Here is a 14,162-nt window from a genome sequence, read left to right as displayed (position 1 = left end):
CCGACTGCGGGGGACGCCGGGCGGGCCCGCGCCACGCTACGCAACAACGACACGGAGGGTGTTCGATGTTCGCTGTGGTTCCAGATCCCATTCCCGCGCGCATGCGCGGGCTCAACCGCGCCGAAGTGTGCGACGTCAATTTCCTGGAGGCGGTGCGCGGCTGGCGGGGCACGCCACGGCCACGGCCCGCGCCGCACGCGCCGATCCTGCCAGGCAGCACGCTCAGCGCGGCGGCCTTTGCCGACCTGTTCGATTCGCAGCTGGCCAGCCGCCAGCTGGACCTGATGGCACGCGTGCTGCGCGTGCAGAACAAGGTCTTCTACACCATCGGCTCGTCCGGACACGAGGGCAATGCGCTGTTGGCGCGGGCCTGCCGGCACACCGATCCTGCGTTCCTGCACTACCGCTCCGGCGCCTTCATGGCCGAGCGCGCGCGGCAGGTGCCGGGCATGGATCCAGTGCGCGACGCGGCACTGTCGTTCGCCGCCAGCGCCGACGATCCTGCCAGCGGAGGCCGGCACAAGGTGTGGGGCAGCCGGCCGCTGTGGGTGTTGCCACAGACCTCGACGATCGCCTCGCACCTGCCCAAGGCGCTGGGCACTGCGTTGGCCATCGAGAGCGGCAAGCGCCTGGGCCGGCCGTTGCCGATTCCGGCCGACAGCATCGTGGTCTGTTCCTTCGGCGACGCCTCGGCCAATCACGCCACCGCACAGACGGCGTTCAACACCGCCATGTGGTCGGCCTACCAGAAACTGCCGGCGCCCATCCTGTTCGTCTGCGAGGACAATGGCCTGGGCATTTCGGTGAAAACACCGGAGGGATGGATCGCCGAGCGCTTTGGCGGCCAGCCGGGACTGGACTACTTCTTCGCTGATGGGCTGGATCTGGCCAGCGGCCATGCGCAGGTGCAGGCCGCGGTCGAGCATTGCCGGACAACCCGCAGGCCGACCTTCCTGCACCTGCGTACCACGCGGCTGATGGGGCATGCCGGTACCGATTTCGAGGTGGAGTGGCGCGCGTTGCCGGAGCTGTGTGCGGCGGAGGCGCAGGATCCGCTGCTGCGCTCGGCGCAGATCGCGATGGAGTCGGGCTGGATGGATGCCGCGGCCGTCGAGGCGGCCTATGAAGCGATGCGTGTGCGCTGCATGGCGGCCGCCGCCGATGCCGAGCGCCAGCCGAAGCTGCAGTCCCTTGAGCAGGTGATGGCACCGCTGGCGCCCTATACGCCTGCAGCGGTGCACGCCGAGGCCCGGCGCGCGGTCGCGGACGAGGCGCGACTGTCGCTGTATGGCGGCGCCGACGCATTGCCGGAGCGACAACCGCCGCGTCATCTGGCCGTCCAGATCAATCACGGACTGCAGGAACTGCTGTGCAAGTATCCGCAAAGCCTGTTGTTCGGCGAGGATGTGGCGCAGAAGGGAGGCGTGTACACCTTGACCCGCGACCTGCTGCGTCGTTTCGGCCCGCGTCGGGTGTTCAACACGCTGCTGGACGAGACCATGATCCTGGGCATGGCGCAGGGGCTGGCCAACATGGGCATGCTGCCGATCCCCGAGATCCAGTACCTGGCCTACCTGCACAATGCCATCGACCAGATACGTGGCGAGGCGTGTTCGCTGCAGTTCTTCTCCAATGACCAGTTCCGGAACCCGATGCTGGTGCGGGTGGCAGGGCTGGGCTACCAGAAGGGATTCGGTGGCCATTTCCACAACGACAATTCGATCACCGCCCTGCGCGACATTCCCGGCCTGGTGGTGGGCTGTCCCTCGCGTGGCGACGACGCCGTGATGATGCTGCGCACGTTGGCGGCGCTGGCCCGGGTGGATGGCCGCGTGGCGGTGTTCCTGGAGCCGATCGCGCTGTACATGAGCAAGGACCTGCACGAGCCGGGTGACGGCCAGTGGCTGTTCGACTACCCGCAACAGGGCCAGGCGCTGCTGCCGGGGGAGGGCCGGGTGTATGCCCCCGAGGCGCAGGATCTGGTGATCTACACCTATGGCAATGGCGTGCCGATGGCGCTGCGTGCCGCGCGGGTGATCGACCAGCAGCTCGGGTGGCAGGTGAGGGTGGTTGACCTGCGCTGGCTGGTGCCGCTGGACGGCGGATTCATTGCCACCCAGGCGGCCACGGCGCGGCGTGTGCTGGTGCTGGACGAGGGGCGTCACAGCGGGGGCGTGGGCGAGGGGGTGGTCACGGCCCTGGTCGAGGCCGGATTCGGTCACCTGCCGCTGCGCCGGGTCTGCGGGGCCGATACCTATACACCACTGGCGGGGGCAGCAATGTTCGGTCTTCCAAGCGACAATGCGGTGATTGGCGCCGCCCTCGACCTGGCGCAGGAACCCTGATGCATGTGTGGATTGGCGGGAATGCTGTTGCCGGCACCGGTGGTGCCGGCCGAGGAACTGCAGGCACAGGCCCTGGCCATGGGCCAGGCGCTGCACCATCGCGGGCCGGATGATGGTGGCACCTGGGTCGATGCCGCTGCCGGGTTCGCACTGGCGCACCGCCGGCTGAGCATCCTCGATCTGTCCCCGCTGGGCCACCAGCCGATGGCATCGTCCGACGGCCGCTATGTGATGGCCTACAACGGCGAGGTCTACAACTTCGCGGCCCTGCGCGACGAGCTGGAGCCGCTGGGCCATGCGTTCCGTGGCCACTCCGATACCGAGGTGCTGCTGGCTGCGATCCTGCAGTGGGGCCTGGAAGACACCCTGCAGCGCTGCAACGGCATGTTCGCCATCGCTCTGTGGGACCGCAGCGAGCAGTGCCTCTGGCTGGCCCGCGACCGGGTCGGCAAGAAGCCGCTGTACTACGGCTGGGCCGGTGACGCGCTGGTGTTCGGTTCCGAGCTGAAGGCACTGTGGCAGCATCCAGCGTTCGACAACGATATCGATCGGGATGCGTTGACGCTGCTGTTGCGGCTGGATTACATCCCGGCGCCGCACAGCATCCATCAGCGCTGCTACAAGCTGATGCCCGGCCGGGTGCTGCGGGTGGATGCGGCGATGGTTGCCGCCGGAGCCGGCGCGCACCGGCCGGAGCAGGCGCAGCGTCCGTACTGGGACGCGCGTGCGCGCATGCAGGCCGCACTGGCCGCACCCTTCCAGGGCCGCATCGAGGAGGCCGAGGAGCAGCTTGATGCCCTGCTGCGCGACGCCGTGGCGTTGCGCATGGTCGCGGACGTGCCCGTCGGCGTGTTCCTGTCCGGGGGGACCGATTCGTCGCTGGTGGCGGCGCTGATGCAGGCGCAGAGCAGGCAGCCGGTGCACAGCTTCAGCATCGGCTTCCAGGATTCAAGCCACGATGAGGCACCGCTGGCCAGGGAACTGGCCGCGCATCTGGGCTGCGACCACACCGAGCTCTACGTCAGCGGGGCCGACGCACTGGCGGTGGTGCCGCAGTTGCCGACGATGTTCGACGAGCCTTTTGCCGATGCCTCGCAGGTGCCGACCGCGCTGGTGGCCCGGCTGGCAAGGCAGGGGGTGACCGTGGCCTTGTCCGGCGATGGTGGCGATGAGCTGTTCTTCGGCTACACCCGCTACGTGCGCGCGCTGCGCAACTGGCAGATGCTGGGTCGCGTGCCGGGCCCGCTGCGGCGCTGGATGGGTGCCCGCGCGCAGCAGCAGGGCGAGGCATCGCGCACGGGAGGCCTGGCGGCGCTGCTGGCCGAAACCGGCGCCCGCGGCATCGGCGATGTATACCGCAACCGCATTTCGCGCTGGCGTGACCCGGCGGCGGTGGTGCCCGGTGCGCAGCCGGCTGGCAGCTTCTATGACCTGGCCGATCCGCTGCACGGCGCGGGCACGCCGGCAGACGCGATGATGCTGGCCGATTTCGTGACCTACCTGCCTGATGACCTGCTGTGCAAGGTCGACCGCACTTCGATGGCGGTCAGCCTGGAGGCGCGTGCGCCGTTGCTGGACTGGAGGGTGGCCGAGTTCGCCTGGTCGCTGCCGCTGGGCTTCAAGCGCAGTGAAACGACCAGCAAGGTCCTGCTCAAGCGCGTGCTGGGCCGATACGTCCCGCACGCGATGGTGCACCGGCCCAAGCGTGGTTTCGGTGCGCCTGTCAGCGACTGGCTGAAGGGCGACCTGCGGCCGTGGGCCGACGATCTGCTGCAGCCTTCGCGGCTGGAACGCGAAGGCGTGCTGTCGGCGGCCGCGGTGCAGCCGCTGTGGCAGCAGTTCCTTGGCGGCCAGCGCAAGTGGCACACGCATCTGTGGAACGTGCTGATGTTCCAGGCATGGCAGGCCCACTGGCGCCAGGTCCGGGCCAGCATCAGCGGCTGACCTTCACTGCCTGGAAAGGGGACGGTGAATAGGATGGGTTTCCCGCACCATGAGGAGTCCGTCCGATGTCCGTTCCCACCATCGCCGTGTTCGTCGGAAGCCTGCGCCGGGAGTCATGCAACCGCCGGCTGGCCCATGCACTTGAAAAGCTTGCCGGCGACCGGGCCCGGTTCCAGTACGTGCAGATCCGCGACCTTCCCCTGTATGACCAGGATTTCGACGCCGATTACCCGCCATCGTGTGTCCGCCTGAAGGAGCAGGTGCGTGCCGCCGACGCTGTGCTGTTCGTGACGCCTGAATACAACCGTTCTGTGCCGGGTGTGCTGAAGAACGCCATCGACATCGGCTCGCGCCCCTATGGCGACAGCGCATTCGCAGGCAAGCCGGCTGCGGTGATCGGTGCGTCCATCGGCCAGATCGGCACCGCGGTGGCCCAGCAGCACCTGCGCAACAGCCTGGCCTTCCTCGACATGCATGTGCTCGGCCAGCCGGAGGCGTTCATTCATTTCAAGGACGGCCTGATCGACGCCGACGGTACGATCCACAACGACGCCACGCGGGAATTCCTGCAGGGGTATGTGGACCGGTTCCTGGCGCTGATCGCGGTGCACGCGAAGGGCGATTGAGACGTATGGGGTCAGAGCCCTCTGCGTTGCAGAGGGATCCGACCCCAGCCACATCCGGGGTCGGATCCCGGCGCGCAGCGGCGGGCTCTGACCCCACTTGCAGCTGAGCGGGCCAGAGCCCGTACGCTGCACGGAATCCGACCCTGGCCGGCTGATCTGCGATAATGACGCACTCGGGCGTCGCACGGGCGCCCGTCGCAGGCAGTGCGACGCCTCCGCGCCATTCTGGCCAGGCTCCGGCGGATATCCCCCGTTCTTCCACGGCTTATCCACAGGCTTGTCCATGGCCGCCAGGGTCGGCGCATGCCTACACTCGTCTGGCCCCACTTTTGCAGGAAACACCGCCGCATGTCCGCCCGTCCCGGCTTCCGTTCCAACCGCAGAGACCGCGGTGATGGCTTCGAACGCGATGATTCGCGCATCGACCAGCTGCGGGTGCCACCGCATTCGGTGGAGGCCGAGCAGGCGGTGCTGGGTGGCCTGATGCTGGCACCCGAAGCGTTCGACCGGGTCAACGACCAGCTGACCGAGACCGACTTCTATCGCCGCGATCATCAGATGATCTACCGCGCGATCCGAGAGCTGTCCGAGCGTGACCGACCCTTCGATGCGGTGACGCTGGGCGAATGGTTCGAATCGCAGGGCAAGCTGGAGCTGGTAGGGGATGGCGCTTATCTGATCGAACTGGCCAGCACCACGCCGTCGGCGGCGAACATCGCTGCCTACGCCGAGATCGTACGTGACAAGGCGGTGCTGCGGCAGCTGATCCAGGTCGGTACCGACATCGTCAACGATGGTTTCCAGCCGGAAGGCCGCGACAGCAGCGAGCTGCTGGCGTCGGCGGAAAAGAGCGTGTTCGCCATTGCCGAGCAGGGCGCACGCGGGCGTACGGATTTCGTCGCTATGCCCGGCGCGCTGAAGGATGCCTTCGAGGAACTGCGCAACCGCTTCGAGAACGGCGGCAACATCACCGGCCTGCCAACCGGCTACAACGATTTCGACGCGATGACGGCCGGCCTGCAGCCGACCGACCTGATCATCCTGGCCGCACGCCCGGCGATGGGCAAGACCACCTTCGCGCTGAACATCGCCGAGTATGCGGCGATCAAGTCGAAGAAGGGCGTGGCGGTGTTCTCGATGGAAATGTCCGCATCACAGCTGGCGATGCGACTGATCTCCTCCAATGGCCGGATCAACGCGCAGCGCCTGCGTACCGGCCAGCTGGAAGATGAGGACTGGAGCCGCGTCACCAGCGCGATCAAGATGCTGAAGGAAACCAAGATCTTCATCGACGACACGCCGGGCGTATCGCCGGAAGTGCTGCGCTCCAAGTGCCGCCGCCTCAAGCGCGAGCACGACCTGGGCCTGATCGTGATCGATTACCTGCAGCTGATGAGCGTGCCCGGCAACAGCGAGAACCGCGCGACAGAAATCTCGGAGATCTCGCGTTCGCTGAAGGGCCTGGCCAAGGAGCTGAACGTGCCGGTGATCGCACTTTCCCAGCTCAACCGCTCGCTGGAAACGCGTACCGACAAGCGCCCGGTGATGGCTGACCTGCGCGAATCGGGCGCCATCGAGCAGGACGCGGACATGATCGTGTTCATCTACCGCGACGACTACTACAACAAGGAAAACTCACCGGACAAGGGCCTGGCCGAAATCATCATCGGCAAGCACCGTGGCGGCCCGACCGGTTCGTGCAAACTGAAGTTCTTCGGCGAGTACACGCGTTTCGACAATCTGGCCCACGATTCGGTCGGTTCGTTCGAGTAGGGCTGCCGGCCGCGGGCCGGCGATCTCCTTCTGTCCTGCAGGAGCCGGGCGCGTGCCCGGCTCTTTGCGTTGGTGCGAGCGCAAGGCGCGTACCTTGCCGGGCGATGGTCACATGACGTGTAACTGACATGTAACTGGGCCTTCCTACCATGCCGCCGCTGTCCTCCCACTTCCGACGCCCGTCGCTGGCGTCCAGCGCGTCCAAGGAATCCGCCTCCCATGCCGTCCCACGCTCCGCTCCGCCGCAATCTGCTGGCTCTGCTGGTCTGTGCCTCGCTGCCGTCGCTGGCGGCCGCTGAAACCGCCCCCACCTCCGATGCACAGTCGGCGACCACCCTCGATTCGATCTCGGTGATCGGCCGCGGCGAAGCGCGCCAGGTGCAGCGTGTCACCGCCGAGGACATGAAGGTGCTGCCGCCGGGCGCGAATCCGCTCAAGCTGCTGGCCAGCAAGCCGGGCGTGCATTTCGAGTCGGGTGACGCCACCGGTGCCTACGAGTGGTCGACCAGCATCAGCCTGCGCGGCTTCAACCAGAACCGGCTTGGCTACACGCTGGACGGCATTCCGCTGGGCAACATGAGCTACGGCAACAGCAACGGCCTTCATGTCAGCCGCGCGGTCATCAGCGAGAACCTGGGCGGTGCGGAAGTCTCCACCGGCATCGGCGCGCTGGGGACGCCGTCCACCAGCAACCTGGGGGGCGTGTTCCAGTTCTATTCGATCGATCCTTCCACCGAGTACGGCGTGGTGCTGGCGCAGGGCTTTGGCAGCGACAACGCGCGGCGCAGCTATGCCCGCCTGGAGACCGGCGAGCACCAAGGGTTCGCCGCGTACCTGTCCGGCGTGTACTCCGAAGGCGACAAGTGGAAGGGGAAGGGCTCGCAGGAGCTCAAGCAGTTCAACGGCAAGGCCGTTTACAACTTCGGCGTGGACAGCAGGATCACCGCACTGTTCAACGCATCACGCCGGGTCGAGGCGGACTACCAGGATCTGTCGCTGGAGATGATCGACCGCCTGGGCTGGAACTGGGACAACTACGCGCCGGACTGGGACCGCGCGCTGGCCGCGGCACGCGGGCAGTTCAGTGGCGGCGTCAACAGCCCCTGGGATGCGTACTACTCCGGTCATGGCCTGCGCAACGACGATATCTCCAGCGTCGCCGGCGACTTCGGCCTCAACGAAGCGATGCGCCTGAAGGTCAATGTCTACAATCACAGCAACCGCGGGCAGGGCCACTGGTTCAGTCCGTCCAATCCCTCCAATCCGGGCACCGCGCGCGAGATTCCGATCTCGATCCGCACCACCGAGTACGCGATCGACCGTACCGGCGTGACCTCCGCGTTCACCTGGAACGTCGGCGGGCACGAGCTGGAAGCCGGCCTGTGGTACGAGGACAACGGCCACAGCGTGCAGCGCAACTTCTACTACATCGATGGCCCGATCACCGATGACTTCTTCCTGCGCAATCCGGACCAGCGCGTGTGGCGCCAGCTCTACACCACCATCACCCGCCAGTTCTATGTGCAGGACCGCTTCCGCCTGTTCGACGACCGCCTGACGGTGGACATCGGCGCGAAGTCGCCGCACACCCGCACCCGCGTCCGCACGCCGCTGGGCAGCTATGCCAACAACAGCAGCCTGACCTCCAGCAAGGGACTGCTGCCGCAGGCCGGCTTCAATTTCAAGCTCAACGAAGGCAATGAAATCTTCGGTTCGTTCGCCAGGAACATCGCCGCCTATGCGCTGGGCGTGGGCAGTCCGTTCAACGTGCCGCAGCAGGCCTTCGACGCCAGTGCACGCAACCTCAAGCCGGAGCAGTCGCGCACGATCGAACTGGGCTGGCGCGGCTACGGGCAGGGGTATGAGGCGTCGGTCGCGGTGTACGACGTGAAGTTCGACAACCGCCTGCTTGCCATCGCCCAGTGCGTGGGCATCCTCGGCTGCCCTGCGTTGTTCTCCAACGTCGGTTCGGTGACCAGCCGCGGTGCCGAGGCGACCCTGCAGCTGAAGCCGGTGCAGGACGTGACCTGGTCCAACGCGCTGTCGTGGAACGACAGCACCTACGACGACGACTACGTCAACAACGGGGTGGTACCGACCCGCGGCAGGAAGACCGTGGATACGCCGGAATGGATGTTCGCCAGCACCCTGGCCTGGACGCCGGGCCCGTGGGACATGCGCCTGTCCGCCAACCATGTCGGCAAGCGTTACGTGACCTATACCAATGACCTGTCGGTTCCCAGTTACTGGCTGGTCAACGCCTCGGTGGCTTACGATTTCGGCTCCCTGGGGCCCGCGCAGAACCTGACAGTGGCAGTGAACCTGACCAACCTGGCGGACAAGCGTTACCTGTCTTCGATCAACACCAACGGCACCTATGCCGCAGATCCCACGCGCAGCCTGGCGACCATGCAGGTGGGGGCGCCGCGGCAGGTGATGGCGACGGCGACCGTGCGCTTCTGATGCAGCGGCCCTTGGATCCGGAGCACCGTCGCCGCCTGCTGCGCATGGCGTGGCAGGGCACGGGGGTGGCGATCGCACTGGCGGCGATGCCGGGGCTGGCCACGGCAGGCCCACGGCCACGTCTGGGCCGCGATCCGTTCACCCTCGGCGTCGCCGCCGGCGATCCGGATCCGCAGGGGGCGGTGCTGTGGACACGGCTCGCCCCCGATCCGCTCAACGGCGGTGGCATGCCGCCGCGGGCGGTGCCGGTGCGCTGGTTCGTGGCCGAAGATCCCGGCATGCGCCGTCCGGTGCAGCGTGGCGTCGCCGCAGCGGTGCCCGAGCTGGCGCATTCGGTGCACGTGGAGATCAATGGCCTTCGTCCCGGCCGTGACTATTACTACCGTTTTGCCTGCGACGGTGATGAGGAAAGCACGGTCGGCCACTTCCGCACCGCGCCGCTGCCGGACGCGCGGCTGCAGCAGCTGCGCCTGGCCCTGTGCACCTGCCAGGCCTGGAACAGCGGCTACTACCCGGTACTGCGTGATATCGCGCGGAGCGATGTCGACCTGGTGCTGCATGCCGGCGACTATCTGTACGAGTACAGTCCACTGCAGAACGCACGCGGCCGCACACTGGATGCGGAGCGATTCAGCGGCGAGACCGTCAGTCTGCAGCGTTATCGCGACCAGTACGCGCTGTACAAGCTCGATCCGGACCTGCAGGCAGCGCACGCGGCGCACGCCTTTGCGGTGATCTGGGATGACCATGAGGTGCAGAACGACTATTCCGGCGTCCATCCTGAAAAGGACAGCGTTCCGGTGGAGGACTTCATCGTCCGGCGGGCCGCTGCCTATCGCGCCTTCTACGAGCACCTGCCCATGCGCAGCACTCCGGCCGGCAATGGTGGCCTGCGGGTGCACCGGCGCCTGCGCTACGGCGACCTCGCGCAGCTGAGCCTGCTCGATTGCCGCCAGTTCCGTCCGGCCAACCCCTGCGGCGTGGGCGAGTCACCGCGCTGCGAGGCGGCACTGGACCCGCGCATGAGCATGCTCGGGCCCGGCCAGGAGGCGTGGTTCGCGCAGTCGATGGCGTCCGCGCGGGGCACGCGCTGGAATGTGGTGGTGCAGCAGCTGCTGATGGCGCAGCTGCGGCTGGACGGCGGCACCCCGCGCGAGCGGTTCTGGAACGATGCCTGGGATGGGTATCCTGCCGCGCGCAACCGGTTGCTGCAGGCGCTGCAGGCGGGCGGGCAGGGCAATGCGATCGTGCTGGGAGGCGACTGGCATTCCACCTTCGTCAACGATCTGAAGCTGGACTTCGATGCGGCCGATGCTCCCGTGGTGGCCACCGAGTTCATCGCCCCCGCCATCAGCAGTGGCGGAGACGACACACCGTATGGCCCTTACTACGGACCGTCGATTCCCCTGAATCCGCACATCCGCTATTTCGACGGCGACCGTCGTGGCTGGTGGAAGCTGCAGCTCAACCGGCAGGCCGTGGATGCGGAACTGCGCTTGGCCGACAGCGTGCTGCGTACCGATGCCGCGGTGCGGACCGCCGCGCGTTTCCAGGTCGCCCACGGCCGCCCGGGGGCGGTGCAGGTATAGCGGCTGCGTTCCGGGTTTCATCGCGCCCTGCCGGGTTTCGTCGCAAACCGTTTGCTCCCTCCGGTGCAGGGCGTCACTGTGGTCGCAGGCGGCAAGGGGCCGCTGCAAGGAGACCGTGATGAAGACCCTGTTCGCGCTGGGCGTGTGGTGCCTGCTGTTCGTGCTGTGCTGGCCGTTGGCGATCCTTGCCCTGATCGCCTGGCCGTTCGTGTGGCTGCTGAGCCTGCCGTTCCGCCTGGTCGGCATTACGTTCTCGGCGCTGTTCGCTTTCCTGCGCGCGCTGTTCATGCTGCCGGCACGCCTGCTGGGTGGCGGCCGCGGTCCGGTGGCTGCGTGATGACGCCGGCCATCGCGGTACTGGTATTGGCGCTCGCGGCGCCGGCCCCTGCCACGCCCGCGACACCGCCGTCCGCCTGGCTGGAACGCCAGCAGACCGCCGCTGCCGACGAAGCGGATGCTGCGGCGGCCAAGCTCGCCAAGCCTGACAGGCCCAAGGAACGCTGCAGGGTGGTGAAGGAATGGAAGGTGGGTGAAACCGTGGTGCAGCATCGCATCTGTGACGATGCACCGGAGCCGCCTGCTGGAAAGGTGTAGCGCCGGGCCCATGCTCGGCTCCACATCAGAAGGCCAAACGAAAAAACCCCGCCGAGGCGGGGTTTTCCTGTCATGCCACCGGGCCGATCAATTGGCCTTGTGGATGGCGCGCTTGCTGACCGCCATCGCCGCGTCGTGGACCACTTCCGACAGCGACGGGTGGGCGTGGCAGATACGGGCCAGATCATCGGCCGAACCGCTGAACTCCATGGTCAGCACGCCTTCGTGCACCAGCTCGGACACGTTGGCGCCGACCAGGTGCATGCCGAGGATGCGATCGGTCTCGGCATGGGCCAGGATCTTCACGAAACCTGCCGGCTCGATCATTGCCACGGCACGGCCGTTGGCGGCGAACGGGAAGCTGCCGGCCTTGTACGGGATGCCTTCGGCCTTCAGCTGTGCTTCGGTCTTGCCCACCCAGGCCAGTTCCGGCTCGGTGTAGATGACCCACGGAATCGTGTCGAAGTTGACGTGACCCGGCAGGCCGGCGATCAGTTCGGCCACGGCGATGCCTTCCTCGAAGCCCTTGTGCGCCAGCATCGGGCCGCGCACGCAGTCGCCCACCGCCCAGACGCCATCGACGCCGGTGTGGCAATGCGCATCGACTTCGATCTGGCCACGCTCGTTGACCTTCACGCCGGTGCCTTCGGCCAGCAGGCCCTTGGTGGCAGCGCGACGGCCGACGGCCACCAGCAGCTTGTCCACGGTCAGGGTCTTCTCGCCTTCGCTGTCGGTGTAGGTGACAACGACTTCCTTCTTCTTGCCCTTGCCGGTGATCTCGGTCTTGGAGACCTTGGCGCCCAGGCGGATGTCCAGGCCCTGCTTCTTGAATTCCTTGGCCGCGGTCTTGGCGACTTCGGCGTCGGCGACGGCCAGGAACTCCGGCAGCGCCTCGAGGATGGTGACTTCAGCGCCCAGGCGCTTCCACACGCTGCCCAGCTCCAGACCGATCACGCCGGCGCCGATCACCGCCAGGCGGTTCGGCACTTCGGTGAAGTCCAGGCCGCCGACGTTGTCGACGATGGTCTCGCCGTCGAACTTGGCGAACGGCAGTTCGATCGAATCCGAACCGGCGGCGATGATGACGTTGGTGCCCTTCAGCTCGACTTCCGAGCCGTCGTGCTGCTTCACCTTGACCACGTTGCCCGGCTGCAGTTCGCCGAAGCCGTAGTAGGTGGCGACCTTGTTGGCCTTGAACAGCATGGCGATGCCGCCGGTGAACTGCTTGACGATCTTGTCCTTGCGGCCAACCATCGCCTCGACGTCCATCTTGGCGTCCTTGAAGCTGATGCCGTGGTCGCCAAAGATGTGGCTCATGTTCCAGAACTGGCGCGAGGAATCCAGCAGCGCCTTGGACGGGATGCAGCCCACGCGCAGGCAGGTGCCGCCCAGCGCCGGCTTGCCATCCTTGCCCAGCGCTGCGTCGATGCAGGCGGTCTTCAGGCCCAGCTGGGCCGCGCGGATGGCAGCGTGGTAACCGGCCGGGCCCGCACCGATGACGACGACGTCGAATTGTTCAGCCATTGAATTAGTCCTTGATGCTTTACCGGAACCCCCTTCCGCGCGGGCGCGGAAGGGGGCGGGAGGTCTTACAGGCCGAACAGCATGCGGCCCGGGTTTTCCAGCTGGTTCTTGATGTCCACCAGGAACTGCACCGAGTCCTTGCCGTCGATGATGCGGTGGTCGTAGGACAGCGCCAGGTACATCATCGGCGCGATCACGACCTGGCCGTTCTGGGCGATCGGACGCTCCTTGATGGCGTGCATGCCCAGGATGGCGCTCTGCGGCGGGTTGATGATCGGCGTGGACAACAGCGAGCCGAAGGTGCCGCCGTTGGTCACGGTGAAGGTGCCGCCCTGCAGTTCTTCCAGGCTCAGCTTGCCGTCACGGGCCTTCTTGGCGTAGTCGGCGATGGTCTTCTCGATGTCGGCGAACGACATGCGCTCGACGTTGCGCAGCACCGGGGTCACCAGGCCCTTCTCGGTCGACACGGCGATGGAGATGTCCGAGTAGCCGTGGTAGATGATGTCGTCACCATCGATCGACGCGTTGACCAGCGGGAAGCGCTGCAGCGCGTTGGCGGCGGCCTTCACGAAGAAGCTCATGAAGCCCAGCTTGATGCCGTGGGCCTTGACGAACTCGTCCTGCAGTTCCTTGCGCGCGGCCGACACCTTGGACAGGTCGACTTCGTTGAAGGTGGTCAGCATGGCGGTGGAGTTCTTGGACTCCATCAGGCGTTCGGCGATGCGCTTGCGGATGCGGGTCATCGGCACGCGTTCTTCCGGACGTGCGCCACCGGCCTTGCCGGCGCCGCCGTTGCGGGCGAAGTTGACGATGTCTTCCTTGGTCACCGCGCCGCGACGGCCGGTGCCGTCCACGTCGGCCGGGTTCACGCCCTCGGTGATGGCGGTGAAGCGGGCACCCGGCGGCAGCGCATCGGCAGCCGACTTGGCTGCCGGGGCCGGAGCCGCGGCGGGAGCCGGAGCAGCGGCTGCGGCCGGAGCCGGGGCATCGGCCTTCTTCTCTTCAGCGGCTGGAGCCGGGGCAGCCGCCACGGCGCCTTCCTCGATGATCGCCACGACCTGGCTGGAGGTCACGGTGGCGCCCACGTCGAACTTGATCTCCTTCAGCACGCCATCGACCGGCGACGGCACTTCCAGGACGACCTTGTCGGTTTCCAGGTCAAGCAGGTTTTCGTCGCGCTTGACGGCGTCGCCCACCTTCTTGTGCCAGGTGGCGATGGTGCCGTCGGCGACGGATTCGGGCAGTACCGGGGCTTTGACTTCGGTGGCCATGCGGGAGCTTCCTGGTTTGTCTTCTAAATAAGG

At 66.8% G+C, this 14,162-nt stretch carries 10 protein-coding genes; 8 read left to right on the top strand and 2 right to left on the bottom strand.

The window, feature by feature from the left end; translation table 11 throughout:
• Positions 1 to 65 precede the first annotated feature (65 nt).
• The 8 genes from ACZLIF_RS13520 to ACZLIF_RS13485 all read left to right on the top strand — a co-directional run bounded on the left by ACZLIF_RS13520 (position 66) and on the right by ACZLIF_RS13485 (position 11,334).
• Complete coding sequence (locus ACZLIF_RS13520; RefSeq protein ID WP_128987944.1) at positions 66 to 2,345, top strand: thiamine pyrophosphate-dependent enzyme; 2,280 nt, start codon at positions 66 to 68, stop codon at positions 2,343 to 2,345.
• Positions 2,346 to 2,348: 3 nt separating this feature from the next.
• Positions 2,349 to 4,289, top strand: a complete 1,941-nt coding sequence (asnB, locus tag ACZLIF_RS13515; protein WP_128987945.1) for an asparagine synthase (glutamine-hydrolyzing) — start codon at positions 2,349 to 2,351, stop codon at positions 4,287 to 4,289.
• A gap of 65 nt (positions 4,290 to 4,354) precedes the next feature.
• Positions 4,355 to 4,915 (top strand): NADPH-dependent FMN reductase, encoded by a 561-nt coding sequence (locus ACZLIF_RS13510; protein WP_128987946.1) that lies wholly within the window; start codon positions 4,355 to 4,357, stop codon positions 4,913 to 4,915.
• Positions 4,916 to 5,263: 348 nt separating this feature from the next.
• The gene (locus ACZLIF_RS13505; protein ID WP_053515359.1) at positions 5,264 to 6,688 is read left to right on the top strand and encodes a replicative DNA helicase; all 1,425 of its coding nucleotides are present in this window, start codon (positions 5,264 to 5,266) and stop codon (positions 6,686 to 6,688) included.
• Positions 6,689 to 6,907: 219 nt separating this feature from the next.
• Positions 6,908 to 9,151 (top strand): TonB-dependent receptor family protein, encoded by a 2,244-nt coding sequence (locus tag ACZLIF_RS13500; RefSeq protein ID WP_128987947.1) that lies wholly within the window; start codon positions 6,908 to 6,910, stop codon positions 9,149 to 9,151.
• Positions 9,151 to 10,740, top strand: coding sequence for an alkaline phosphatase D family protein (locus ACZLIF_RS13495; protein ID WP_128987948.1), 1,590 nt, complete (start codon positions 9,151 to 9,153; stop codon positions 10,738 to 10,740). The genes ACZLIF_RS13500 and ACZLIF_RS13495 overlap by 1 nt, the downstream gene beginning before the upstream one ends.
• 118 nt (positions 10,741 to 10,858) lie before the next feature.
• A complete protein-coding gene (locus ACZLIF_RS13490) occupies positions 10,859 to 11,077 on the top strand; it encodes a hypothetical protein (protein WP_053515365.1) in 219 nt (72 codons plus the stop codon).
• Complete coding sequence (locus tag ACZLIF_RS13485) at positions 11,077 to 11,334, top strand: hypothetical protein (protein WP_065175461.1); 258 nt, start codon at positions 11,077 to 11,079, stop codon at positions 11,332 to 11,334. The genes ACZLIF_RS13490 and ACZLIF_RS13485 overlap by 1 nt, the downstream gene beginning before the upstream one ends.
• A gap of 87 nt (positions 11,335 to 11,421) precedes the next feature.
• Here ACZLIF_RS13485 and lpdA read toward each other — a convergent pair whose 3' ends face one another.
• Both lpdA and sucB read right to left on the bottom strand, forming a co-directional pair.
• On the bottom strand, positions 11,422 to 12,858 hold the full coding sequence (gene lpdA, locus ACZLIF_RS13480; RefSeq protein WP_053515369.1) for a dihydrolipoyl dehydrogenase: 1,437 nt from the start codon (positions 12,856 to 12,858) through the stop codon (positions 11,422 to 11,424).
• A gap of 65 nt (positions 12,859 to 12,923) precedes the next feature.
• The gene (gene sucB / locus ACZLIF_RS13475; RefSeq protein ID WP_065175459.1) at positions 12,924 to 14,129 is read right to left on the bottom strand and encodes a dihydrolipoyllysine-residue succinyltransferase; all 1,206 of its coding nucleotides are present in this window, start codon (positions 14,127 to 14,129) and stop codon (positions 12,924 to 12,926) included.
• Positions 14,130 to 14,162: the final 33 nt, after the last annotated feature.

The sequence above is a fragment of the Stenotrophomonas sp. 2201_Sma genome (assembly GCF_056486685.1).
Note: the sequence above shows the minus strand (reverse complement) of the source record. Positions and strands in the feature narration are given on the sequence as shown.

What these genes read in the sequence shown, in the direction of transcription:
- ACZLIF_RS13500 (WP_128987947.1), top strand. Translation starts at nt 6,908, where the DNA reads ATGCCGTCCCACGCTCCGCTCCGCCGCAATCTGCTGGCTCTGCTGGTC.
- sucB (WP_065175459.1), bottom strand. Translation starts at nt 14,129, where the DNA reads ATGGCCACCGAAGTCAAAGCCCCGGTACTGCCCGAATCCGTCGCCGAC.
- ACZLIF_RS13510 (WP_128987946.1), top strand. Translation starts at nt 4,355, where the DNA reads ATGTCCGTTCCCACCATCGCCGTGTTCGTCGGAAGCCTGCGCCGGGAG.
- ACZLIF_RS13520 (WP_128987944.1), top strand. Translation starts at nt 66, where the DNA reads ATGTTCGCTGTGGTTCCAGATCCCATTCCCGCGCGCATGCGCGGGCTC.
- ACZLIF_RS13505 (WP_053515359.1), top strand. Translation starts at nt 5,264, where the DNA reads ATGTCCGCCCGTCCCGGCTTCCGTTCCAACCGCAGAGACCGCGGTGAT.
- lpdA (WP_053515369.1), bottom strand. Translation starts at nt 12,858, where the DNA reads ATGGCTGAACAATTCGACGTCGTCGTCATCGGTGCGGGCCCGGCCGGT.
- ACZLIF_RS13485 (WP_065175461.1), top strand. Translation starts at nt 11,077, where the DNA reads ATGACGCCGGCCATCGCGGTACTGGTATTGGCGCTCGCGGCGCCGGCC.
- ACZLIF_RS13490 (WP_053515365.1), top strand. Translation starts at nt 10,859, where the DNA reads ATGAAGACCCTGTTCGCGCTGGGCGTGTGGTGCCTGCTGTTCGTGCTG.
- ACZLIF_RS13495 (WP_128987948.1), top strand. Translation starts at nt 9,151, where the DNA reads ATGCAGCGGCCCTTGGATCCGGAGCACCGTCGCCGCCTGCTGCGCATG.
- asnB (WP_128987945.1), top strand. Translation starts at nt 2,349, where the DNA reads ATGTGTGGATTGGCGGGAATGCTGTTGCCGGCACCGGTGGTGCCGGCC.